The 22,406-nt window shown below is 44.6% G+C and carries 22 protein-coding genes and 1 other RNA gene; 15 read left to right on the plus strand and 8 right to left on the minus strand.

The genetic code is table 11. From position 1 onward, the window contains the following. Nucleotides 1-2: 2 nt before the first annotated feature. Entirely contained in the window at nt 3-1,517 is a 1,515-nt protein-coding gene (lysS, locus tag L1D21_RS11970; RefSeq protein ID WP_239845479.1) for a lysine--tRNA ligase, read from the plus strand. Nucleotides 1,518-1,715: 198 nt separating this feature from the next. On the opposite strand, the gene L1D21_RS11975 is transcribed toward lysS, so the two are convergent. Next, on the minus strand, nt 1,716-2,027 hold the full coding sequence (locus L1D21_RS11975) for a DUF3144 domain-containing protein (protein ID WP_239845480.1): 312 nt from the start codon (nt 2,025-2,027) through the stop codon (nt 1,716-1,718). A gap of 205 nt (nt 2,028-2,232) precedes the next feature. On the opposite strand from L1D21_RS11975, the gene ung reads away from it, so the two are divergent. Further along, nucleotides 2,233-2,901 carry a uracil-DNA glycosylase gene (gene ung / locus L1D21_RS11980; protein ID WP_239845482.1) on the plus strand — a complete coding sequence of 223 codons (669 nt, stop codon included), beginning with the start codon at nt 2,233-2,235 and terminating at the stop codon, nt 2,899-2,901. 207 nt (nt 2,902-3,108) lie between these two features. After that, nucleotides 3,109-3,708 (plus strand): hypothetical protein, encoded by a 600-nt coding sequence (locus L1D21_RS11985; RefSeq protein WP_239845483.1) that lies wholly within the window; start codon nt 3,109-3,111, stop codon nt 3,706-3,708. Between the two features lie 136 nt (nt 3,709-3,844). Here L1D21_RS11985 and L1D21_RS11990 read toward each other — a convergent pair whose 3' ends face one another. Together L1D21_RS11990 and L1D21_RS11995 are read right to left on the minus strand one after the other, a co-directional pair. Continuing rightward, on the minus strand, nt 3,845-4,258 hold the full coding sequence (locus L1D21_RS11990; RefSeq protein ID WP_239845484.1) for a copper resistance protein NlpE: 414 nt from the start codon (nt 4,256-4,258) through the stop codon (nt 3,845-3,847). 109 nt (nt 4,259-4,367) lie between these two features. Continuing rightward, nucleotides 4,368-5,003, minus strand: a complete 636-nt coding sequence (locus L1D21_RS11995; RefSeq protein ID WP_239845485.1) for a 5-formyltetrahydrofolate cyclo-ligase — start codon at nt 5,001-5,003, stop codon at nt 4,368-4,370. A 414-nt stretch (nt 5,004-5,417) separates the two neighbouring features. Here L1D21_RS11995 and zapA point away from each other — a divergent pair, with 414 nt between their 5' ends. The 8 genes from zapA to gcvP all read left to right on the plus strand — a co-directional run bounded on the left by zapA (nt 5,418) and on the right by gcvP (nt 14,412). Further along, the gene (gene zapA / locus L1D21_RS12000; protein ID WP_239845486.1) at nt 5,418-5,726 is read left to right on the plus strand and encodes a cell division protein ZapA; all 309 of its coding nucleotides are present in this window, start codon (nt 5,418-5,420) and stop codon (nt 5,724-5,726) included. 109 nt (nt 5,727-5,835) lie between these two features. Beyond that, nucleotides 5,836-6,017: non-coding RNA, 6S RNA (ssrS, locus tag L1D21_RS12005), on the plus strand. 228 nt (nt 6,018-6,245) lie between these two features. Further along, nucleotides 6,246-6,818 carry a UPF0149 family protein gene (locus tag L1D21_RS12010; protein ID WP_239845487.1) on the plus strand — a complete coding sequence of 191 codons (573 nt, stop codon included), beginning with the start codon at nt 6,246-6,248 and terminating at the stop codon, nt 6,816-6,818. A gap of 59 nt (nt 6,819-6,877) precedes the next feature. Next, on the plus strand, nt 6,878-8,119 hold the full coding sequence (ubiH, locus tag L1D21_RS12015) for a 2-octaprenyl-6-methoxyphenyl hydroxylase (protein WP_239845488.1): 1,242 nt from the start codon (nt 6,878-6,880) through the stop codon (nt 8,117-8,119). Between the two features lie 58 nt (nt 8,120-8,177). Continuing rightward, a complete protein-coding gene (locus tag L1D21_RS12020) occupies nt 8,178-9,386 on the plus strand; it encodes an FAD-dependent oxidoreductase (protein ID WP_239845489.1) in 1,209 nt (402 codons plus the stop codon). A 452-nt stretch (nt 9,387-9,838) separates the two neighbouring features. After that, nucleotides 9,839-10,933, plus strand: coding sequence for a glycine cleavage system aminomethyltransferase GcvT (gene gcvT / locus L1D21_RS12025; RefSeq protein WP_239845490.1), 1,095 nt, complete (start codon nt 9,839-9,841; stop codon nt 10,931-10,933). Nucleotides 10,934-11,007: 74 nt separating this feature from the next. Further along, a complete protein-coding gene (gene gcvH / locus L1D21_RS12030; RefSeq protein WP_239845491.1) occupies nt 11,008-11,397 on the plus strand; it encodes a glycine cleavage system protein GcvH in 390 nt (129 codons plus the stop codon). Nucleotides 11,398-11,523: 126 nt separating this feature from the next. Continuing rightward, nucleotides 11,524-14,412, plus strand: a complete 2,889-nt coding sequence (gcvP, locus tag L1D21_RS12035; RefSeq protein ID WP_239845492.1) for an aminomethyl-transferring glycine dehydrogenase — start codon at nt 11,524-11,526, stop codon at nt 14,410-14,412. Between the two features lie 903 nt (nt 14,413-15,315). On the opposite strand, the gene L1D21_RS12040 is transcribed toward gcvP, so the two are convergent. The 4 genes from L1D21_RS12040 to L1D21_RS12055 form a co-directional block, all read right to left on the minus strand. After that, nucleotides 15,316-15,702, minus strand: coding sequence for a hypothetical protein (locus L1D21_RS12040; RefSeq protein ID WP_239845493.1), 387 nt, complete (start codon nt 15,700-15,702; stop codon nt 15,316-15,318). Continuing rightward, nucleotides 15,699-16,334: a hypothetical protein gene (locus L1D21_RS12045; protein ID WP_239845494.1), complete on the minus strand. Its 636-nt coding sequence runs from the start codon at nt 16,332-16,334 to the stop codon at nt 15,699-15,701. Before L1D21_RS12045 ends, L1D21_RS12040 begins: the two co-directional genes overlap by 4 nt. Nucleotides 16,335-16,603: 269 nt before the next feature. Further along, entirely contained in the window at nt 16,604-17,560 is a 957-nt protein-coding gene (locus L1D21_RS12050) for an LLM class oxidoreductase (protein WP_239845495.1), read from the minus strand. Between the two features lie 34 nt (nt 17,561-17,594). After that, entirely contained in the window at nt 17,595-18,044 is a 450-nt protein-coding gene (locus tag L1D21_RS12055) for a nuclear transport factor 2 family protein (protein ID WP_239845496.1), read from the minus strand. Between the two features lie 119 nt (nt 18,045-18,163). Here L1D21_RS12055 and L1D21_RS12060 point away from each other — a divergent pair, with 119 nt between their 5' ends. The 4 genes from L1D21_RS12060 to L1D21_RS12075 all read left to right on the plus strand — a co-directional run bounded on the left by L1D21_RS12060 (nt 18,164) and on the right by L1D21_RS12075 (nt 21,339). Then, nucleotides 18,164-19,087: a LysR substrate-binding domain-containing protein gene (locus tag L1D21_RS12060; protein ID WP_239845497.1), complete on the plus strand. Its 924-nt coding sequence runs from the start codon at nt 18,164-18,166 to the stop codon at nt 19,085-19,087. 313 nt (nt 19,088-19,400) lie between these two features. Then, the gene (locus tag L1D21_RS12065) at nt 19,401-19,961 is read left to right on the plus strand and encodes a sigma-70 family RNA polymerase sigma factor (protein ID WP_239845498.1); all 561 of its coding nucleotides are present in this window, start codon (nt 19,401-19,403) and stop codon (nt 19,959-19,961) included. 130 nt (nt 19,962-20,091) lie between these two features. Beyond that, the gene (locus tag L1D21_RS12070) at nt 20,092-21,093 is read left to right on the plus strand and encodes a permease (RefSeq protein ID WP_239845499.1); all 1,002 of its coding nucleotides are present in this window, start codon (nt 20,092-20,094) and stop codon (nt 21,091-21,093) included. Nucleotides 21,094-21,102: 9 nt separating this feature from the next. Next, nucleotides 21,103-21,339 (plus strand): thioredoxin family protein, encoded by a 237-nt coding sequence (locus L1D21_RS12075; protein WP_239845501.1) that lies wholly within the window; start codon nt 21,103-21,105, stop codon nt 21,337-21,339. 163 nt (nt 21,340-21,502) lie between these two features. Here the strand turns inward: L1D21_RS12075 and L1D21_RS12080 are convergent, their stop codons facing one another. Next, entirely contained in the window at nt 21,503-21,943 is a 441-nt protein-coding gene (locus tag L1D21_RS12080) for a cytidine/deoxycytidylate deaminase family protein (protein ID WP_239845503.1), read from the minus strand. Between the last annotated feature and the right edge of the window lie 463 nt (nt 21,944-22,406).

Below are 22,406 nucleotides of genomic sequence, written 5' to 3' on the forward strand. Positions count from 1 at the left end.
AGATGACTGAACAAACTCAAGATGAAAACAAGTTAATTGCAGAGCGCCGTGCCAAGTTAGAACACGTTCGCGCTTCTTGCCCTGCTAACGGTCACCCAAACAACTTCGATCGAAAACATAAGGCTGCCGATATTCAAGCCGAGTATGGTCAGTACAGTAAAGAAGAACTGGAAGGCATGAATATCCAGCGCTCTATCGCAGGCCGTATTATGGCTAAGCGTGGTCCTTTCTTAGTTATCCAAGATGTAAGCGGTCGTATTCAGGCTTATGCTGGTAAAGAGGTACAGAAAGAGCTTAAAGCTAAGTACCAAGGTTTAGATATCGGTGACATCATTGGTGTGACTGGCCAGCTACACCTGTCAGGCAAAGGCGATCTTTATGTCAACATGGAAGATTATCAATTGCTGACTAAAGCATTGCGTCCGTTGCCTGAGAAGTTCCATGGCTTAACTGACCAAGAGATGCGTTATCGTCAGCGTTATGTTGATTTGATCGTTAACGAAGATTCACGTAACACTTTCATTATTCGTTCGAAAGTGGTGACAGCTATTCGTAACTTCATGGTAAAAAATGAGTTTATGGAAGTAGAAACGCCAATGATGCATAGCATTCCTGGTGGTGCATCTGCGCGTCCATTTATCACTCACCACAATGCGCTGGATATCGAAATGTATCTGCGTATCGCGCCAGAGCTATACCTTAAGCGTTTAGTTGTCGGTGGTTTTGAGCGTGTATTTGAGATCAACCGTAACTTCCGTAACGAAGGTCTGTCGCCACGTCATAATCCAGAATTCACCATGATGGAATTCTATATGGCTTATGCCGACTATAACGATTTGATGGATCTAACCGAAGCTATGTTAAAGAGCATCGCGTTAGAGATCCACGGTGAAACAGCTGTGCCTTACGGTAAAGATGATGCTGTAGAGATGGTTGAGTTTGGTGGTCCATATGCACGTATGACCATGTTAGAAGCGATTAAGCACTACAACCCAGATCACGCCGATATTCAAGCGATGTCTGTGGCAGATGTGCAAGATCGTGACCTATTGGTGAAAATTGCTAAGTCTGTGCACGTAGAAGTTGAGAAGTTTTGGACTTGTGGCCAGTTACTGGAAGAGATCTTCGGTGAAACGGCTGAGCCTAAGCTTATTCAACCGACGTTTATCACTGGTTACCCTGCGGATATCTCACCATTGGCACGTCGCAGCGATGACAACCCGTTTTTCACCGACCGTTTTGAGTTCTTTATCGGTGGCCGCGAAGTGGCTAACGGTTTCTCTGAGCTTAACGATGCCGAAGATCAAGACAGCCGTTTCAAGGCGCAGGTTGATGCTAAAGATGCTGGTGACGACGAAGCCATGTTCTACGATGCTGACTACATTACGGCACTAGAACATGGTCTGCCGCCAACGGCGGGCCAAGGTATCGGTATCGACCGCCTGGTGATGCTGTTTGCTAACGCTCAAACCATTCGTGACGTTATCTTGTTCCCAGCGATGCGTCCTCAAGGATAAGGTGCTACTAGCGGGTTAAACCGCTAATGCTTGATAAAAACCAGCCTTTTATTAGTACTTACAAGTATTAGTTAGGCTGGTTTTTTTATGCCTTAATCCCAGCGTTTCCTGTATGAAAGGTCGCGAGATTAAAATGTACAGATAATAAAAAACCACCTTATACCAAGGTGGTTGTTTTTATCGTAGCTAAAGTGCTATTTAGCCGTTATAAACTTGTACCGCGTCATCTTTAGCCGGTTCAGCCTGAGGCGGGTTGTCGATATGATCATCGAGGTTGTCGCTAAGCATATCTTTGTATTCATTGGTAAACCACTCTAGCGCAGTTTGTTTCTCTGCAGCTAAGTCTGCCGCTTTTAATGACGCTTCGAAGGCGTTAAAACGAGCCGCTGCAAAACGGAGTGCAGTGCCGACTTTACCGACATCTTGCTCTTGTGCTGTGAGTTCGTTAGCAAGGGCAATAAACTGATCTGCGAGTTCAAAAATGGTAGTTTCTTTTTGCTGTTCTGACATGCTTTTGCTCATAAATGAGTGAATGTAATGGCTCTGATAGTAACTTAAATTAGCCGATAGTGAATCATCAATTTTAAGGTTATGGGATCTAAATCGGCAATTTTGCGCTGCCCTCGATCTTATCTACCGAACAGCGGATAATAGCGCTTAGCACCAGCTTAGCTAGGCTGCATCAATCAAATTAGAGAGGAATAACAATAAGCTTATGGAACACATCAGCAGTTGGAATGAGTTTATCGAGCAGCAATCTCAGCTGGAATACTTTCAGAAATTACAGACTTTTGTGGCTCAGCAGCGGGCGGAAGGCAAAGCCATTTATCCTGCCGATGATGAGGTGTTTAATGCATTTAAGGCTACGCCACTTGAGCGAGTACGAGTGGTGCTGATTGGCCAAGATCCCTATCACGGTGAGGGTCAGGCACATGGTCTGTGTTTTTCGGTAAAACCGGGAGTGAAAACGCCGCCTTCGTTAGTGAATATGTATAAAGAGCTGGCAGAAGATATCTCAGGCTTCATTATTCCTAACCATGGCTATTTGGCTAAATGGGCCGAACAGGGGGTGTTGATGCTAAATACTGTGTTGACTGTAGAGCAGGGTAAGGCTCATTCCCATGCAAAATCTGGCTGGGAGACATTTACCGACAATGCGCTTGCCCTATTGAATCAGCAAACTCGGCCTATTATCTTTGTGCTATGGGGTGGTCATGCGATAAAGAAAGGTAAAGGGATCACTGCTGCTCAGCATAAGGTGCTTTCTGGGCCGCATCCGTCGCCGTTATCGGCATATCGAGGCTTCTTTGGCTGTAAGCATTTTTCATACATTAACCAGTTACTGAGTAAGCAAGGTGATCAGCCGATCGATTGGCAGGTTTAATGAGTGAATGGAATTGATAACTTGCTCAATTTTACATCTGTTATTATATTTAATGCAGTGATATTTAAGAGGTTAATTTAACGAGCCTAGGATTGCTCGTTAAGCGGGATAACCGTAGTTTTGCTCCATTAGTCGTGTAAGTGAAGACTTAAGTGGTGAGCTTAAGTGACACGCTATCCTTGATGGGGTTAATTAGGCGGACGTAATATGGATATTAGATTAAAGCGAGGAAAGCTTGTTCGTTGGGATGAAAGGCAGCAAGTGGGCTTTATTGCCCCCGATGATGGCTCTGCCGAGGTACGAATCTTAGGGGTTCATCTTTTCCCCTATGAATACTTGCCTCAAGAAGGTGAAGCCATTGTTTATCGCCAGTGGAAAGATAGCCTTCGAGGTACCAAAATTCTCACTGGTGAGGTAGATTTAGGCAATCCAATCAAGTTAACTTCTCCTTTCGAGCCTGAAACGCAATTTAATGGCTTAAAAAAAGTCAGTTGGCAGACCAAGCTCTCTTTAGTGATCGTGCCGCTTATCTTGGCAAATATCTTCTATTTAATGGTTATCAATTATGATGTGAGTGATGAGATCACTACTAAGCCGCCCGCAGGGTTATTCCCTGCGGGTTCAGAATATTATGTTGGCAAACAAGATCTCAGTAATGTGGTATTTAAGTGTGATGCTCGTATGCAATGTTTGCAGATGAGCTCTTGCCAAGAGGCGCAATATTTTACGGAAAACTGCCAGGGATTTGAGACCAAAGTGGGCGAGATGCCCTGTGAAAAACTTTGGTGTAAGTCGCTGCTGGAATAGTAATAAAAAGGCTCAACATCTTGATGTTGAGCCTTTTTATTGAGTTGTTACTTACCTGAATACTTGCTGTGATTAGTATTACACATCGCAATGGTTTAAATATCTTAGATAATAGCTATTTGCGCCGAATAACAAGCTAGTCTTTGATTAAACGGTATTTTGCTGCTAAATCACCAGTGATACGCTTGCCGCCATCATCGAGCATAAACAGTTGGTTTTCACCGACGAGGAATTGTTTTGGCCATACCTTTCTATCTAAGGTGATCGTGCTACCACTTTTACTCCAGGTAAATGTGCCTTGTTGAATTGTAGGGGCTTGATCTCGACCGTCTAAATCTTCTTCGCGTAGGGTGAGCTCGTAGGTATTATCGCTATTAATCTGTAAAAACACTTTAGTAGCCTTACAGTTACCGCAAGGTAATTCTCCTGCATAGACACCGGGCCAATCTAAGGCATTTTGGCTATTGTCACCAATGGCCATATTATCAGAACTGCTACAGGCCGATAATGCCAGCCATAATAGAGGTAGCAGCCACGCTATTTTTTTCATGGGAAAACTCCTTTTAATCGGTAACTAGAATCGATTTCATGAGTCTAGCTATGATTATTTACGCTATTTATCAACTCATTAGTTATTAAGTTATGACTCAGTTTAGTCGTCATAGCAAATTGTTAATAGCTTTATGACCATTTTTAATGATCTGGGTCGGAGTCACAATTAATGGCAGTGGGACATCCCAATGTTCGACGGGCAGTTGCTGTACTTGCTGGCAGTCATGAGCGAAGCCAAGAGGATAAGGTTTACCAATGGTTTGCCAGTTGGCTAAGGTTCTGTCGTAATAGCCGCCGCCCATTCCCATGCGATTTCCTTGGGCGTCGAAGGCTACCAACGGGGTGACCACTATATCCAATTCATGGGCTAACACCATCTGCCGAATATCCAGTTTCGGCTCTTTAATCTTCAAGGTATTCGTTTGCAACTGGGTGTGTGGTTGATAGCGAAGAAAGATAAGATTTCCGGGGCTAAAAGGATGTAATCGCGGTAGGTAGACTTCAATGTCAAGTTGCCAAAGCGCTTCGATTAAAGGCTGAGTATCGAGCTCTCCATCGTTACTGAGATACAAGGCCACCCGTTTAGCTTGCTGTTGTTTGATTAGTGAAATGACTTGCAGACTAGCTTGGGCGGAAAAATCCTGTTGTTGGGTTTGACTCAGACTGCGACGAGCTTGGCGAATTGTCTGTCTAAGGATTTGACGAGCACTGAGTTGTGCTGTCGCTCGAGGTAAAGCCGACATAAATATCAACACAAAAATTAGCGAGTTATAGGGTCAGTGTAGCGCTAGGTAGGATGTAGATCTAGCGCTAAAACCCGTCTTTTAGGCGTGTTTTTGGCTGCCTACTTCTGCGTTGAATGACCTCATACCAATCAAAGTAAATTAGTGATCAGATAATGAATGCGATTGGTATCACAAGGGAATAACCAATTTAATCATCTATTCGCCTTGAATGAGTTACCTTAAAGCATGCTGAGTAGATCACTTTCCTATACTGATTGGTATTACGTCCCATCTTGTTGAGAAATGACTATTATTGGTTATCTAAACAACATTTAATCTAACAAAGGGCTATTCGCCGTCGAGTCTTATTGCACTTTCAGATACAGACCGATATAGTCCGCTCAACAACACGATAAAAGGATCTACATCGCAATGAGTAGCCATGCTATAGAGATTAGCTTATTGGGCCGTACCTACTCCATCGCTTGTCCATTGGGGCAAGAAGATGCCTTGCGTCATGTAGCGGCAAAACTGGAAAAACAGTTGAGCACTCTTCGTGCCCGAACAAATAACTTGAGTCGGGAAGAAATCGCTATCATGGCCGCATTAAATATTGGTTATGAGCTGCTAGAAGAACAGCAGAAAAATCAGGATTATATTAAGCAGATGGACAGCAAAATCGGCTTATTACAGTCCACTTTAGAAGACGCACTGGTTGAGCGTTCTGCGAAAGAAGATTAGACTAGGCGGTAAGTCGATAGCGAGGTTATTCCACCTCAATAATAATTAACCCTAGTCGGTTAATTCGGTGTTATCAGCTTTTGGCGAGATAATGCCCAGACAACAACTTTGCTCCCTGTGGTGTGCGTGAATCGGTTATGTCCCTGTGCCGATATTTACAAACTCAGGGTGAATGCTTTAATGACATTGCGCAAGCTCGGCACGAACCGAGAAGCCTTAGGATTTAATCATTTACCCGCCTTGAACCTACGGTTCAAGGGCTACACCGAGAAACGGCATCTTGGGGAGCATTCCAAATTGAACAACCTCAGGTTGTGCGCTTAGCGTTATAAGCGATAAAGCCAGAAGATAAGCTATTGTCTTCTGGCTTTTTTATTTTTCTATTATTTTTATTAAAAAATGCTCATCAGGCATCTTTGATTGGTGTTCATACTCTGTGAGCTTAGTGCGCTTTTCGCCTTGGTCGAATGGGTCACATCTGCTAGCATGGACATAGATAAAATAGGATTGGAATTAGATATGGCAACGCCTCCCTCTTTAAGTATCGACAGCTTATTAACTGAGCTCAAAGGTGCCGAAATTGCTCAACATCCAGTGGAAGTGCATGGCTCGTTAGTGGGTCTTATCTGTGGTGGTGTGGGTCAAGCAAAAAGCGAATGGTTAAAGCCGTTGCTGGAGCTGATTAACGATGGTCAATTGCCTCCTCCTTCGTTAACGCAATTAATTGAAGAACTCTATCAAGATACCTTAGCTCGTATTACCGATGCTGATTTTGGCTTTACGCCAATGGCTCCGGAAGAGGAAGAGTCATTAAGCAAGCGTGTCGAAGCGCTATCCTTATGGGTACAAAGCTTCCTTACCGGTTTAGCTATGGTGCAGCCTAAGTTAAATCGTGCTTCGAAAGATGTTAAAGAGGTCATTAACGATCTGGCTGAGATCGCTCAAGTCGAATTTGATGTCGTCGAAGATGAAGAATCAGAAGCAGCCTATATCGAATTGATGGAGTTTTCGCGTATGGCGGCGTTACATTGCTATGCCGAGTTTGGCCCAGAGCCGAGCGAGATTAAAGATGAAGATCCTTTGATTCATTAAGATACGATAGACTCCCTTGTGTCAGGCAGACGAGCAAGTTTGCTTGTAAGAGAAAGTGAATGACCACCTCGACCTCAACTGAAATCCAACAATTTGATATCGCCATCGTCGGTGGAGCCATGGCGGGGGCGACGCTGGCCCTTGGGTTGGCCAATTTAGCCAAAGAGCTTAAACAGCCGTTAAACATCGCCCTTATCGAAGCCCATAGTCCCGAGATTAATACCCAAAAAAATCAACCGCATCAAGGTTTCGATGCCCGCTCTATCGCCGTGGCTCAAGGTTCTATTTTCGAGCTAACCCGACTCGGCATTTGGCCGCACTTAGCGCATCTGGGTACCGCCATCGAAAACATTCATGTGTCCGATCGTGGCCACTTCGGCATGACAACCCTTAATGCTCGCGATTTTCATCTGCCTTATTTAGGTCAAGTGGTCGAGCTTGAGCGAGTCGGTGCTGCGCTATTTAATCAACTACAGCAAGCGCAAGTGAGTTTGTTCTGTCCCGCCAAATTGGCGCAGATGGAAGCCGGAATCGAGGCCAATCAATTGTTATTGGTAGATGGGCAGCGACTCTCGGCCAAGCTGGTGGTTGCCGCCGATGGACATCATTCTGTTGTGAGGCGCGATGCTAAGCTGCCACTTGAGCAAGTGGATTTTCAACAGGTGGCGATTGTGGCCAATGTTGCTACCGATAGAGCTCATCAACAGTGGGCTTACGAGCGCTTTACCGATAGCGGCCCATTAGCCATTTTACCTATGGCTAATATCGATGGTCAGCCGCGAGTCTCTTTGGTGTGGGCGTTAGCGCCTGAAAAAGCGCAGCAGATGTTAGCCGCTTCCAAAGCAGAGTTCTTGCAAACATTGCAGCAAGATTTTGGTTTCCGCGCTGGCGCCTTTATCGATGTAGGTCAGCGTTACAGCTATCCCTTGATGCTGTCCTATATGACCAGACCCATTTATCAGCGCACCGTATTTATCGGCAACGCAGCCCAAACACTGCATCCTATTGCCGGACAAGGATTTAACCTGGGTTTACGTGACTTAGTCGCTTTGATCGCTGAGGTGCGTCAAGCGCTAGAACAGAATGAAGATATTGGCGGCGCAAAATTAACTCACCAATATCTGGCTCAGCGAGTCGATGATCGAGAGTCGACCATTAACAATGTGGAATTTTTAGTGCGTGGTTTCTCTAATCAACATTGGCCGCTGGTTGCTGGACGCAATTTAGGCTTACGTTTGCTGTCTTGGTGTCCGCCGCTGAAAACGCCAATCGCCCGAAAAGCCATGGGCTGGAAAGGATAATTTTACCGTTTAGCTGGTGCTAATTATGATGCTCAGCTTGATGAAAGGATATAAGTTAATGTTCAACACACAAACCTATGATGTAGCAATAATCGGCGGTGGCATGGTGGGCTTAGCCACTGCGATTGGCCTTGCCATGGAAGAGTTGCGGGTTGTGGTTATCGACGCTGGCGAAACCCATGCGGTTTCTGGCGCGGCACGCCTGAGAGTTAGTGCGATCAACAAGGCTAGTCAGCGCTTATTAACCCATCTCGGTGCTTGGGCTTATATCGATGAAACACGTGTTGGACCCTATCAGAAAATGGCGGTATGGGACAAAGATGGCTTAGGTAAAATTGGTTTCGATGCCCACAGCATTAGCGAGCAGAGCCTTGGCAGTATTATCGAAAACGATAATATCAGCTACGCACTGGCAACTCGTGCAGCTGAACTGAGTAATATCACTTATCTTGAAAATCGTCGCCTCGATAAAATAGCCTTTGGCGAGCGCGAAGCTTGGCTAACCTTGGATAATGGTGACAACTTGTCGGCGGCATTGGTGATCGGTGCCGATGGCGCAAATTCCTGGGTGCGCGAACAGTGTAAGATCCCGATGACATTTTGGGATTATGGTCACCATGCGATCGTGGCGGCTATTCGCACTGAACTACCCCATAACCACACGGCACGCCAAGCTTTTTTAAGCGATGGCCCTCTGGCGTTTTTACCGCTGTTTGAAGATAACCTCTGTTCAATTGTGTGGTCATTACCACCGGAAAAAGCCAATAGCTTACTGGCTGCCGATCCGGTTCAGTTTGAACGTAGTCTTACCGCTGCTTTCGATGGCAAATTGGGTTTGTGCAAGTTAGAAGGCCAAGCTCAGGCTTTCCCATTGCGCATGCGTTATGCCCGTCATTTTGCCCGCCATCGTTTGTTACTCGCCGGCGATGCGGCTCATACCATACATCCTTTAGCTGGGCAGGGGGTTAACTTAGGTTTTCTCGATGCCGCAGCGATTATCGAAACCCTTATCGAACTCAAAGCCAAGGGTAAAGATATTGGTGAATACGCGAATTTACGGGCTCTTGAACGTTGGCGCAAAGCCGATGCCTTAGAGATGATTGCTGCGATGGAAGGCTTTAAACGATTATTCGAAGGCAGTAATCCAATTAAGAAAGCGGTACGCGATTTAGGGTTAAATCTGGTTGATAACTTTTCGCCTGTGAAAACACTGTTTATGCAGCAGGCGTTAGGTAACAAAAAACGTCTCCCCAGCTTGTGCCAATAAAAGTAGCACTACTTTTATTTTGTTTTTAAATACAAGTGGTTGACATAGTTTTATTTGTTCTGCGTTTACAGGTGTAAAATTATTACCTTTTATGCATAAGGAAATCTAATCCGAGAGTCGTTCGGATTAGAAAATTCTTTTGTATACAAAACTGTGACGCAAGGTATAATTTCGCCGCATTTTGATACCATTGTTCATATTTACACTAATATTGTCGATGCATCGTTCATAGGCACACTCAATAGTGTTGATGCGCCGCACCAGTGTAATCGGTGCAAAAAATTCATCTTTGCAATCACATGCTGACTCAAGTGTATTTGAGTTGTTGTTATCTAAGGCAAACAGCATTAGATAACAACGTATCAGGGAGAGACTGGCTTCGGCCTTTTTTGAGTCTTCAGAATGTGGTTGCCGTCAGGCAAGCCCGATAAGGGTAAAAAGAAGAGATAATAATGGCTAATAAAACGGTACTCTTTAACAAGCACTTGGAATCTAACGCCAAGATGGTCGACTTCCACGGTTGGGATATGCCGCTAAACTACGGCTCTCAAATCGAAGAACATCACGCAGTACGTCAAGACGCAGGTATGTTCGACGTGTCTCACATGACAGTAGTGGATGTGACCGGTACTCAAGCTTGTGACTTTCTACGTAAGTTGTTGGCCAACGACGTTGCCAAACTCAAAGTTGCTGGTAAAGCCCTATACGGCGGTATGCTTAACCATGACGCGGGCGTGATTGACGACCTAATCACTTATTATCTTGATGATACCCATTATCGTGTTGTGGTTAACTCTGCGACTCGCGAAAAAGATCTCGCTTGGATCAACGAGCAGATGCAAGGTTTCGAGGTCACTGTCACCGAGCGTCCTGAACTGGCGATGATCGCGGTTCAAGGTCCAAACGCTAAAGACAAAGCTGCCGAAGTTTTTAACGCCGAACAAAATGCCGCAGTAGAAGGCATGAAACCTTTCTTCGGTGTTCAGGCGGGTTCGCTATTTATTGCCACTACTGGTTATACCGGTGAAGCTGGCTACGAAATTATCGTGCCTGAAGCTGAGGCAGAAGCATTATGGCAAGCATTACTCGACACAGGCGTTAAGCCATGTGGCCTAGGTGCTCGAGACACCCTTCGTTTAGAAGCTGGCATGAACCTATACGGTCTGGATATGGACGAAAGCGTTAACCCGCTAGCGGCCAACATGGGCTGGACTATTGCTTGGGAGCCAACAGACCGTGACTTTATCGGTCGTGAAGCATTAACCCAACTAAAAGCGGCTGGCACTGATAAGCTGGTTGGCTTAATCATGGAAGCTAAAGGTGTAATTCGCCCTGGTATGGACGTGTTCTTTACCGATGCAGATGGTGTTGAACAACAAGGTACAATTACCAGTGGTACATTCTCGCCAACCTTAGGCTATTCTATTGCAATGGCGCGCGTACCAAATTCTGTAGGTGATGTCGCAGAAGTAGAGATGCGTAAAAAGCGCGTGCCTGTTAAAGTGATTGCACCTAGCTTTGTGCGCAATGGTAAACAAGCTTTCTAATTAGCTTATGTGATAGCAATCAAGATTTTGTCAGATTTGTAAATTTGAGTATTACGGAACAAGGAACAAAAATAATGAGCAATATTCCAGCTGAACTAAAATACGCCTCTTCTCATGAGTGGGTTCGCAAAGAAGCTGACGGTTCATACACTGTTGGTATCAGTGAACACGCCCAAGAGCTTTTAGGTGACATGGTATTCGTTGAGCTGCCAGAAGTTGGCGACACCGTGAGTGCTGGCGATGACTGTGCAGTAGCAGAGTCAGTAAAAGCCGCTTCTGATATTTACGCACCGTTATCTGGCGAAGTGATTGCCGTTAACGAATCATTAGAAGACTCTCCAGAACTCGTAAACAGCGATGCATACGGCGACGGTTGGTTCTTCCGCGTGATGCCTTCTGACGAGTCAGAAATTGACAGCCTGCTTGATGCCGAAGGCTATCAAGCAGTTATCGACGAAGAGTAAGCGTCGATGTAAACAAAGCCCCGTGCCACTCTGACATGGGGCTTTGTTCGTTATATACCTTACATTAAAACAAATTCAGTGCCCCTTTATCGGTGAGTCACTGGCAAATATGGAACTAGGTTTATCATGACCCAACAAACTCTCACTCAGTTAGAGCAGCACGAACTATTTATCCGTCGCCACGTGGGCCCGGACAGCGCAGAGCAGCAAGAGATGCTGAACTTCGTTGGTGCAGAATCTTTAGAAGATTTAACACAGCAGATCGTTCCTGAGTCGATTCGTCTAGGCCGCGACTTAGCAGTGAGTCCTGCATGTGGTGAAGCCGAAGGTATGGTAGCGATTCGCGCTATTGCCGATAAAAACAAGGTTTTCAAAAGCTATATCGGTATGGGTTACCACGGCACATTAGTGCCAAGCGTTATCCAACGTAATGTGTTTGAAAATCCAGGTTGGTACACCGCTTACACTCCATATCAGCCAGAGATCGCTCAAGGTCGTCTTGAAGCTATCCTTAACTTCCAACAGATGTCGATGGACCTTACTGGTCTGGATTTGGCTTCTGCGTCATTACTCGATGAAGCGACAGCAGCAGCCGAAGCAATGGCACTGGCTAAGCGTGTATCTAAAGCGAAGAAGGCTAATATCTTCTTCATCGCCGATGACGTATTGCCACAAACGATTGACGTAGTGAAAACTCGCGCCGAGTGTTTTGGTTTCGAAATCATCGTTGGCCCAGCAAGCGATGCCGTTAACTATGAGCTGTTTGGTGCCATGTTCCAGTATGGTAACCGTCATGGTGCCGTCAGTGATTACACTGAGCTATTTGCCGCACTAAAAGAAAAGAAAGCGGTTGTTACTGTAGCGACTGACATCATGTCTCTGGTTCTACTTAAGTCACCCGGCTCTATGGGCGCAGATGTGGTTTTTGGTAGTGCCCAGCGTTTCGGTGTGCCAATGGGATTTGGTGGCCCACACGCCGCATTCTTCGTGTCTCGTGACGAGCATAAGCGTTCATTACCAGGCCGTATTATCGGTGTATCACAAGATACTCGCGGTAACCGCGCACTGCGTATGGCAATGCAGACTCGTGAGCAACATATTCGTCGCGAAAAAGCCAACTCAAACATCTGTACTGCACAGGTGCTATTGGCCAACATGGCATCTTTTTACGCGGTATTCCATGGCCCACAAGGTCTGAAAACCATCGCTTCACGCATCCACCGTCTAACGGATATCTTAGCTACGGGTCTTAAGGCTAAAGGCGTAGAGTTAGTCAACAGCACCTGGTTTGACACCATTTCATTTAAAGTGGCTGACGCCGATGCGGTTAAAGCACGCGCAGTAGCTAACGAGCTAAACCTACGTATCGACAACGATGGTATTTTCGGTGCAAGCATTGCCGAACCAACGACTCGTGAAGATATCGCGCAACTATTTGATGTGATTCTAGGTGAAGGTCATGGTTTAGATGTGGCAGCAATTGATGCCGACATTATGGCTAACGGCAGTGATTCAATTGCAGCAGACTTACTACGTACTGATGCCATTTTGACTCACCCAACCTTTAATCGCTACCAAAGCGAAACTGAGATGATGCGCTACATTAAACGTCTCGAAAACAAAGATTTGGCCTTGAACCATTCGATGATCTCATTGGGTTCTTGCACCATGAAGCTAAACGCGGCAACAGAAATGATGCCTGTTAGCTGGCCAGAATTTGGCAACATGCACCCATTCTGCCCACAAGATCAGGCTGAAGGTTATGCTGAACTCGTTGAGCAATTATCTGCATGGTTAGTCGATATCACAGGTTATGACGCCGTGTGTATGCAACCTAACTCAGGTGCACAGGGCGAATACGCAGGTCTGCTAGCAATCAATAAATACCACGAGTCTCGCGGCGAGTCGCACAGAAACATCTGTCTGATCCCACAATCTGCTCACGGTACTAACCCCGCTTCTGCTCAACTTGCGGGCATGAAAGTGGTTGTCACCGCGTGTGATAAAGCCGGTAACGTAGACATGGAAGACTTGAAAGCGAAAGCGGCTGAAGTGGCTGAAAACCTTTCTTGTATCATGATCACTTATCCATCGACTCACGGCGTATACGAAGAAACGGTTCGTGAAATTTGTGATGTTATTCATCAGCATGGCGGTCAAGTCTACCTAGATGGCGCGAACATGAACGCGCAAGTCGGGCTAACGGCTCCTGGCTTTATTGGTGCAGACGTTTCTCACCTTAACCTACATAAGACCTTCGCCATTCCACATGGCGGCGGTGGACCAGGTATGGGCCCAATCGGTGTTAAAGCACACCTTGCGCCATTCGTACCAGGTCACGCAGTGGTTAAACATGGTCTTGAATCAGACAATAACGGCGCAGTATCAGCTGCACCTTACGGTAGTGCGAGCATTCTGCCTATCACTTGGATGTATATTAAACTCTTGGGTTATCAAGGTTTAAGAACATCGACACAAGTGGCGCTATTGAACGCTAACTACATGATGAAGAAGCTATCTGCTCATTACCCAGTGCTATACACAGGCCGTAATGACCGTGTAGCGCATGAATGTATTATCGACCTGCGTCAACTTAAAGAAGCTTCAGGCGTAACCGAAATGGATATCGCTAAGCGTCTGAACGACTATGGTTTCCACGCACCAACCATGAGCTTCCCTGTAGCGGGTACACTGATGATTGAGCCAACAGAATCTGAGTCTAAAGTGGAACTGGATCGTTTTATCGATGCTATGATCTCAATCCGTGGTGAAATCGCCCGTGTTGAATCTGGTGAGTGGCCAGCCGACAACAACCCACTGCACAACGCACCACATACTATGGCGGATATCATGGATAGCGAGTTCGACTCACGTCCATACAGCCGCGAATTAGCAGTGTTCCCAAGTGCAGCGGTTAAGGCAAACAAGTTCTGGCCAACGGTTAACCGTATTGATGACGTTTACGGCGACCGGAATCTCATGTGTTCTTGTGCACCGATTGATGATTACAAATAAATGACTACTTAGTGTAGATCTCGAATAAAGAATGCAACTATCGGAATTAAGTTTGCAACTAAAATAAAGTTTGCAACCGATAGTTGAATTCTGAGGTCAGTAAAATGAAAAAGCGAACCAGAGCTGGTTCGCCTTTTTTATGCGTCTGGTAATGTTTGGAAAACTCTATTTTAGAGCTGTCTCTTTAAAGGGAAAGTGGACACAAGTGAATAGCTTGAGCTGACTTTCGCGCTCCGCGGTGTAATGGAGCGCCTTAGCTAAGGGGGATTTAGGCAGTAAATAGGTGCGTTGGAGTTGTTGATAGACCCAACGGAAGAAGTCAGTAGTGAATGGCGAAACTGTTTAACGATCTCTTTGCGAGCAAAATAAAGCCATTTATTACAGGTAGTTAAGCCCATTCTAATTTTGACTTTTTAACATGCTACTATCTATAAAACGGATTGCTGTCGCTTAGCTTTTTTAAAGCTGCATTAACGACTAAAAGAAAGAGAAGTCGCTACATCTTTATCATGCTGCAAATTCATCAATCCGGGTTTTCAAAGATTCTCTGATCTTGTTTCCACGATTCGTTGATTCTCGTCTGAAGTTGTTACCATCCCATTCGATCCAAGATTCATTCAACAAAGCTTCGGCTTCGTCCCGAATATCAATTAGTAATTCGTTGGCTTCTCTTGGCGAGATTTCTGGTGAAACATGGAAAGTTTCTTCGAGCCCAAAAAAAAGCTCAGGAGGGGAATATTCTTTCTGTGTCTTTGATATGTACAACTTGGCGGCTCTGCACCAAACTGCCCGCCCTGCTGGCAAACACTGATCAGTTCTACTGGTCACGACTGCCCAGAGCGCTGGCAAAATTGCCCAGTATCAGGCAAGAAAAAGCCTCCAAGGAAATGGAGCTGATAGAAATTAGAGCTGCCTCATAATGGGCCACGTAATGTAGGTTGATAGTGGCATATAGAAAAATAGAAAGACAAAAAAATATGTACACTTTTTGATCTTTCTGCTTACTTCTTCACTGTGGAAATCTATATTTCTAAAAAGACCTTTTTTGCTAACATAAACCTCAAAAACAATATCCAACACAACTAAAGAACCAATGAGCAAGTACATAATATTTGCACTCTCAAATTTCAAATACTTTAGCAATAGAACTAACCAAGGAATGAGAGTAAACATGATAAATATGTCTACTTGAGCGACGGCAAGACTACAAGCACGCTCATCTGATGCACCTTGCCGTTTTGTGTATGCCCACCCACCAATTAGAAAGTCGTCAAAGAAAAAAGTTTTCATAATTTAATCACCGGCACCCCAAAAATCTGTTTCATTGTACTCACAGGGTCTTCTCGCCATCCTTTCTGAATACTATGTGTATCAATTTCATTTGAAAATTGCGATATACCTCTATTGGCATCTTTATTCGCCTGTATCCATCCGCCTGGATATGTAACATCAACTATCGCATAACCAATCGATAGAGCTGTACCTACTCCAGCGCCCCGCAAGCCAACAAGCGCCATACTAGCATCAACGCCAGACTTGACAAACGCTTCCGCGCCAGAAGCATCATCGTTCAGGGTATTAGATATCACAGAAGCTGCCAGACCAACTGCAGTGGCCTTTGGTGCCAATTTGGAAGCTAGCTTAGAGCCGTCTAAAGATGCTGCAACTAAATTTGATTTTGCATTTTTGCTTAATGCCCAAGCATTTCCTGTGGAACCTGTTGCCATTAATGCAGTCCCGGTTCCAGCAGTATTTAATAATGCTAGATCCTTCGTCTGTTCCAGCCCCGCAGTCACTATAGATACACCTGTCATCACCTTACCAGTATTATCTGCGGCATCCTTGGCACCCTTATTATCCGCATCTTGCTGTACTCCAACGGCTTTCTTCTCTTGCTTGGCAGCTCCGCCAGTTTGAGCCATCTGATAAGTCTCAGGCCTTACCAAAGAGCTGTCCACATATGCATTTGCCAATCAAGCTTGGATATGACATCAGATCGAATCTCGCGACACAATTATGTTATAGCTAGCATTAATCGAAGTTTTGTTTCACTTTAATCTGTTCAATCCCCGTTTCTAGTTGGCGAGCGGTAAAGCCAAAAAAGGTATTCTTAGTACTTTGTCCCATCACTTTGGGGCAAAAGACTCAGTCAATGGGGTTATTCGGCGCTAGTCAGGAACATAAGTTAGGTTCACCCTTCATTTAGCACAGGAAGCACATGTTCACCCATTTCGGCAATCACTTCATCTGCTGGTCTGCGTGATGGCTTTAGGTTGAGAGCGATATGGCGTACCCCTAGCTCTTTATGTTTCATTAAACGCTCTATAAGAGTATTGCGTCCTATTCTGACCACATTATAAAAACGTTGATAAGGGGCGTCTGGATTCTTATCGAGATCGAAGAAGGTCGCATAGCCGTATTTAGGAACGGGACTATCTCCTGCAACTGCTTTAAGGTTTGCAATAATATCTTTAATGGCCTGTTCGTTATCAACAGACCATATCCAGGCGTCGACATTTTTCGCCAGCCACTCGATAGGTTGGCGAGAACGTCCAACAGCCATCATAGGTAGGCGACCATGAACAGGCTTTGGGTGGAGATCGAGATTGCCGCTTAAAGTACCAAAATGTTCTGTTTCTATTTGTGGAAAGGGTTCGCTGTGCAAACGCTTGACGACATCAACAGATTCACGATACCGCTCTGCTCGCTGCTCGAAACCAATCCCGAAAGCAGGATACTCAACAGGACGGTCTCCAGTGGAAAGGCCTAATACAAAACGCCCATTAGTCAGTAAGTCAACGGAAGCTGATTGTTTTGCAACCGAAATAGGATCGCGAAGTGGTAGCACTATGCCGGCGGTTCCTAGAGTTATTTCGCTAGTGACCGCAGCTAGGTATCCACAATAGACGAATGGGTCGATTATTTGTGCCGCATCGCCGAAATTAGGATCATAAAAAGGTACATCGCGAGCCCAGATACTGGAAAAGCCTGCCTGTTCTGCTTGCTGAGCAATTTTAAGGTGCTCCTTAAGCGTTGGGAAAGGGGTGTTTGGGTAGGCTTCTAAAGGTGTTAATAATCCGATAGACAGTTTGTTGTCTGAAAAAACACGATTAAAACTTGCGGGTAATGGCTGTTTACTTTTATTCATAGCATGCTTATTTTTGATTGTTCATTGACGGCGGTTAATGAGACTCTTGGGGCCATAAAATGTCTAATTCACTGTTTGAAATACGCCATTCACCCTGAACACGCACGTACTGATCCACGTAGTGACCTAAGAGTAAAAATGGATGTTGGGATGGGTCTCGGTCGGTTACAAAGTCTAAAAGATAGCAGCTACCTGATGCGTGGTTTTCGTCGATTAAGCTAATGTCGTGATTGGTAATAGCATGCACAAAAGGAAAGTGTGCACGGTTTTGGGTGTCGAATGTATGGTAAGCCTGCTTCAGGCCTTGCTTTATGGCTGCTAAACCTTTCATTGAGCCAACAGTCACTTTAACTTCTGCATCTTCAGTAAACACTTGCTCCATTTTTTCAGCCTGACCTTGGTCAAGAAGTTGGCTGTAGCGTATTCTTAATTGGCGAATTTCTTCACGGTCAAGAAGGGCGTTAATTCGTTTGTTGTCAGTCATGGTGCATCTCCAATTCATAATCTAGAACAGGTTATTTGGCATAATGGCTATATTGTATTGACTTGTTGAGAAATGATAATACTGTTTAAATTCCACTTATTTCATCCTATGGTTCCACAATGAAGCTGAGCGAAACGCAATTTTCCGGTGTGATTGAATATGTTGAAACATTAAGAACCGGTTCATTTACGGCAGCGGGGGAGCGTCTTGGACTAACTGGGTCAGCAGTTGGGAAAAGTGTGACAAGATTAGAGAGCAAGCTAGGGACGAAGCTTTTACACCGTACCACGCGTAATTTAACCCCGACACCAGAGGGGCAACGCTATTTTGATGGCTGGATTGCGATTCTGGATGACATAGACAGTTTAGAACAAGGTGTTGTCGCGGGGAGTATTCAGGTTTCAGGAAGTTTGAATGTTCACCTTCCTGCCGCCTTTGGGAGAAGGCATGTTATGCCTCTTTTACTTGATTTAACTAAGCGGTTTCCTAATTTGGATTTGTCGGTTTCATTCAGTGAAAGGCGCATTAACTTGGTTGATGAAGGTGTGGATCTTGTTGTACGTATTGGGGCTTTGGAAGATGATGCCGATTTAATTGCCCGTCGATTAGGACGCCAAAGACTCGTCGTTTGCGCCAGTCCGGATTACCTTAAAAAGAAAGGCACCCCCAAATTAGTCACTGAGCTTACTGAGCATGACTGTATTGTTGGGGGACAACGGAGTAGTCAACCAGCCTGGCTGTTTCGACATTCAGATGGCAACAGCTTTTCGCAAGTGGTTCATGGGCGATATTGTTTTAGTGATGGCGATGCTATGTTATCCGCTGTTCTTGATGGTATGGGGGTATCCCAGTTGCCCACTTGGTTAATCAATGAATACCTGGCGACAGATGCTTTAGTTACGGTACTTGATGATTATGCAGGCGCAGAAATGCCAATACATGCGGTATGGCCTCGTTCTCGTTATTTAAAGCCTAGGCAGAGAGCGGTGATTGATGCATTGGTTGCAGATGCTGAGAAATCAACTTCTGTTTATCAGTTGTAGAAATATCAATCCATTTTCTTTGAATGACAACTTCTCAAGCTGTGGAGCAAAAACGGTTAAGGTATATCGGTGTGCTGTGTTGCTAAAGTGATTATTGTTCTAGGGGATTATTGTTCTAGGGGATTACCAGAGTCTCAGAGTTGATGCCCGTTAGCCTGCTCACTTAGTTTTAAGTTCTGCTATAAAGTTGACCCCAATTGAATATTATTACTAGAGTGTTTAATAGCGTTAGTGATGCTCAGTGCACAGAAACCTTTTTTTAAGAGTGCCACTATAACGCTGATCTCTAGTATAAAAGTGAACAGTAAAAACGATGACTAAATTGGATGAGCCTGCAGTTATGCCATGTTTGTTAGAGAGCTGGCATCTATCAGAATCTGAAATTTATGCTTGGCTTTTGAAGCAAAGCGGCGATCCCGAGTTAAGTTTTGACTTGTTACAAGAGACTTTCTTGAAGGCTCTCAAGCAGAAAAAGCAGTTTTGTGATATTCAAAATCAGAAGGCATGGCTGTATAAAGTGGCCAAAAACTTGTTGATTGATGTGAAGAGAAAGTCGCAAAAAGAACTGGTAGTGCCATCCTTTGAAGTTAACCATCTTGATGAGCAGGAAGAACCGCCAGTGGTCGATAGCCTTGCTCAGTGCTTACCTAAGGCTTTGGCAAAATTAACCTCAAGCGATAGAGAAATCATCACTCGTTGCGACTTACATGGTATCAGTCAACAAAGCTTTGCCGAAGCCTCTAATCTAAGCTTGGTCGCGACTAAGTCTCGCATTCAGCGAGCCCGCCGAAAGTTAAAGGTCATCTTACAAAGAGATTGTTACGTTAGATTCGATGAGCAGCAGCGTGTTTGTTGTTTCTATAGAGAAACTTAAATCCCACTTAATTTCATATTTTAAAAATTATTTTAGATAATTTGTGCATCTTTTACCGCTGCCTTACGTCTTATTTATCGACAAGTTTTTTAAGTTTTATTTGTTGCTATTTTGACTGTAGGGAATGTAGATGTTTGAGGTTTTTACTGATTTTTCCGACTGGGTAACCTATCGCTTATTTGACTTGGTGTATGGCACCAAATTATCGGATGCGGTGCATTTCTTTATTGAAGACACCAGTAAAATTTTATTCCTCCTGGTGTTGATGATCTATGTGATCGCACTCTTTAGAGCTTCACTTAATGTTGAGAAAGTTCGATATTATTTGGCAGGCAAAAAGCGTTTTTTTGGATATGGCGCTGGCAGTTTTTTTGGTGCCATTACGCCGTTCTGTTCTTGCTCAAGTATTCCTATTTTTCTCGGCTTCACCTCTGCGGGTATTCCGTTAGGGATCACCATGGCTTTTCTGATCACATCTCCTCTGATTAATGAAGTTGCCATCTTGCTGCTGTTTAGTCTACTGGGCTGGAAGTTCACCCTTATGTATGTCGCCGTGGGGATGTTAATTGGCGTTCTCAGCGGTTGGTTTTTAGATTCCATTAAGGCGGAACGTTGGTTACAACCCTTAGCGGCTAAAGCTTTATCTCATTCGAAATCCTGTTGTAAGTTCAATCCACCCGTTACAGAGACTGTCGATCCTGCAATCACATTTGCACAACGTCATCATTTTGCTAAGCGCGAGATGGTTGAGATTGTTGGCAGAGTATGGAAATGGGTTTTTTTAGGTGTTGGTATTGGTGCCGGTTTACATGGTTTTGTCCCCGATGGCTGGATCGAAGGCAATCTAGGGGCTGGGCAATGGTGGTCTGTACCTGGTGCGGTGCTGGTGGGTATTCCATTGTATTCCAATGCTACCGGGGTCATCCCCATCATGGAAAGCTTGCTTAACAACGGACTCCCTATTGGTACGACACTGGCTTTTTGTATGAGCACAGTTGCGGCCAGTATCCCTGAATTTGTGATGTTGAAACAGGTTATGCAATGGCGACTACTCGGATTACTTTTTGGGTTACTGCTTATAGCGTTTACGTTAATGGGCTGGGTTTTTAATTTGCCATATTGGCAGTTTTAGGAGAGATAAATGAAACAATTTAAAGTGTTGGGTTCAGGCTGCGCTAAATGTGAAAACACCGCCAAGCTGATTGAGAAATTGGCTTTGGAGCACGGCGTCGATATCACGGTCGAGAAAGTAATGGATTTAGAAACCTTCATGGACTACGGCGTGATGTCTACTCCAGCTGTGGTGCTTAATGAAGCGCTCGTTCATTCTGGTGGCATTCCACCAACAGATAAAGTGCTTACTTGGCTTGGTGCCTAAAACTAAAAGGCTTAAGTTGTATGGGGAAAGGGAAAATTGAGTAGTAAATCGACAGGGGGTCACTGTTAAGATATTACTTTTGTCATCCTTAATCTAGATAAAATGGGCTAATTCTATTAGCCCTAACTTTCTGTTTTACAGCAACTTTAGTAAATAATAACCACTATTGTTGCTCTACCTGCATCCAATCGACTTTGACACCTGCCTGCTCAAACATATCCTCACTGACTTTTATCTTTTCACCCCAGCGTGACAAGAAGTCTTCACTGGGTTGTGGGCTATGCACGGCGCGAAGTCCTGTTTGGATAATCTTGGCGGCGCAGTTAGGGCAGGGGAAATGGGTTACCCAAATCTCACAACTACTGAGGTCGCGCTTAGCATGCAGAATGGCATTCTCTTCGGCGTGTAAAGTTTTAAGTAGTTTCATCTCGCGATCATCGGTTTCGGCACTATCCGAAATGCCGTGAGGGTAACCGTTAAAACCTAAAGAAACGATGCGATTGTTTTCGGTGATCACCGCGCCAACTTGGGTAGAGGGGTCTTTACTCCAAGATGCTACTAGTTCGGCCATCTGTAAAAAGCGTACTGCCCATTTGGTCATCATCTTTGTGGAGTTCCTTTTCTATATTTCTGAATGTATTAGACGTTATTTTCTGCTTAGAACAATAATAAATCAAAGCTTTTATGCTGAAGATAACTCACATATTTCTCATGTTCATTCAACCGCATTCCTTAGTGTGGCAGTACGTCTAAGTCGTTATGGGTCTACCCCCTGTCTATGCCTAATCTCAGCAGAGTCGCTGAGAAGGGAGGCGGACCATCACATTAATCCGATGACCTGTGATCATCGGATTTTGATCCTATTATGCCAAATGTCAATTGCTTAACTGATCGGCATTAAACCTTAAGGTTCGCTTTTTTGTTTATATCATGTTTCACGAATTCAAAAATTATAATTAATTTAAAAATAATGGTTTAAATTCCCCCTACCACTATTTGTATGAAAAATAAACAATTGAGTGGAATTATCGTTAAAATCGACTATTTTTAATTAAAATTTTGTCCAA

It is taken from the genome of Shewanella sp. Isolate11, assembly GCF_022398315.1.
In the GTDB taxonomy this organism is placed as follows: Bacteria; Pseudomonadota; Gammaproteobacteria; order Enterobacterales; family Shewanellaceae; genus Shewanella.

What these genes read in the sequence shown, in the direction of transcription:
- lysS (WP_239845479.1), top strand. Translation starts at nt 3, where the DNA reads ATGACTGAACAAACTCAAGATGAAAACAAGTTAATTGCAGAGCGCCGT.
- ung (WP_239845482.1), top strand. Translation starts at nt 2,233, where the DNA reads ATGGAACACATCAGCAGTTGGAATGAGTTTATCGAGCAGCAATCTCAG.
- L1D21_RS11985 (WP_239845483.1), top strand. Translation starts at nt 3,109, where the DNA reads ATGGATATTAGATTAAAGCGAGGAAAGCTTGTTCGTTGGGATGAAAGG.
- L1D21_RS12045 (WP_239845494.1), bottom strand. Translation starts at nt 16,334, where the DNA reads ATGGCTCAAACTGGCGGAGCTGCCAAGCAAGAGAAGAAAGCCGTTGGA.
- L1D21_RS11975 (WP_239845480.1), bottom strand. Translation starts at nt 2,027, where the DNA reads ATGTCAGAACAGCAAAAAGAAACTACCATTTTTGAACTCGCAGATCAG.
- L1D21_RS12075 (WP_239845501.1), top strand. Translation starts at nt 21,103, where the DNA reads ATGAAACAATTTAAAGTGTTGGGTTCAGGCTGCGCTAAATGTGAAAAC.
- L1D21_RS12055 (WP_239845496.1), bottom strand. Translation starts at nt 18,044, where the DNA reads ATGACTGACAACAAACGAATTAACGCCCTTCTTGACCGTGAAGAAATT.
- zapA (WP_239845486.1), top strand. Translation starts at nt 5,418, where the DNA reads ATGAGTAGCCATGCTATAGAGATTAGCTTATTGGGCCGTACCTACTCC.
- L1D21_RS12060 (WP_239845497.1), top strand. Translation starts at nt 18,164, where the DNA reads ATGAAGCTGAGCGAAACGCAATTTTCCGGTGTGATTGAATATGTTGAA.
- L1D21_RS12065 (WP_239845498.1), top strand. Translation starts at nt 19,401, where the DNA reads ATGACTAAATTGGATGAGCCTGCAGTTATGCCATGTTTGTTAGAGAGC.
- L1D21_RS11995 (WP_239845485.1), bottom strand. Translation starts at nt 5,003, where the DNA reads ATGTCGGCTTTACCTCGAGCGACAGCACAACTCAGTGCTCGTCAAATC.
- gcvT (WP_239845490.1), top strand. Translation starts at nt 9,839, where the DNA reads ATGGCTAATAAAACGGTACTCTTTAACAAGCACTTGGAATCTAACGCC.
- L1D21_RS12010 (WP_239845487.1), top strand. Translation starts at nt 6,246, where the DNA reads ATGGCAACGCCTCCCTCTTTAAGTATCGACAGCTTATTAACTGAGCTC.
- L1D21_RS11990 (WP_239845484.1), bottom strand. Translation starts at nt 4,258, where the DNA reads ATGAAAAAAATAGCGTGGCTGCTACCTCTATTATGGCTGGCATTATCG.
- gcvH (WP_239845491.1), top strand. Translation starts at nt 11,008, where the DNA reads ATGAGCAATATTCCAGCTGAACTAAAATACGCCTCTTCTCATGAGTGG.
- gcvP (WP_239845492.1), top strand. Translation starts at nt 11,524, where the DNA reads ATGACCCAACAAACTCTCACTCAGTTAGAGCAGCACGAACTATTTATC.
- ubiH (WP_239845488.1), top strand. Translation starts at nt 6,878, where the DNA reads ATGACCACCTCGACCTCAACTGAAATCCAACAATTTGATATCGCCATC.
- L1D21_RS12050 (WP_239845495.1), bottom strand. Translation starts at nt 17,560, where the DNA reads ATGAATAAAAGTAAACAGCCATTACCCGCAAGTTTTAATCGTGTTTTT.
- L1D21_RS12070 (WP_239845499.1), top strand. Translation starts at nt 20,092, where the DNA reads ATGTTTGAGGTTTTTACTGATTTTTCCGACTGGGTAACCTATCGCTTA.
- L1D21_RS12020 (WP_239845489.1), top strand. Translation starts at nt 8,178, where the DNA reads ATGTTCAACACACAAACCTATGATGTAGCAATAATCGGCGGTGGCATG.
- L1D21_RS12040 (WP_239845493.1), bottom strand. Translation starts at nt 15,702, where the DNA reads ATGAAAACTTTTTTCTTTGACGACTTTCTAATTGGTGGGTGGGCATAC.
- L1D21_RS12080 (WP_239845503.1), bottom strand. Translation starts at nt 21,943, where the DNA reads ATGATGACCAAATGGGCAGTACGCTTTTTACAGATGGCCGAACTAGTA.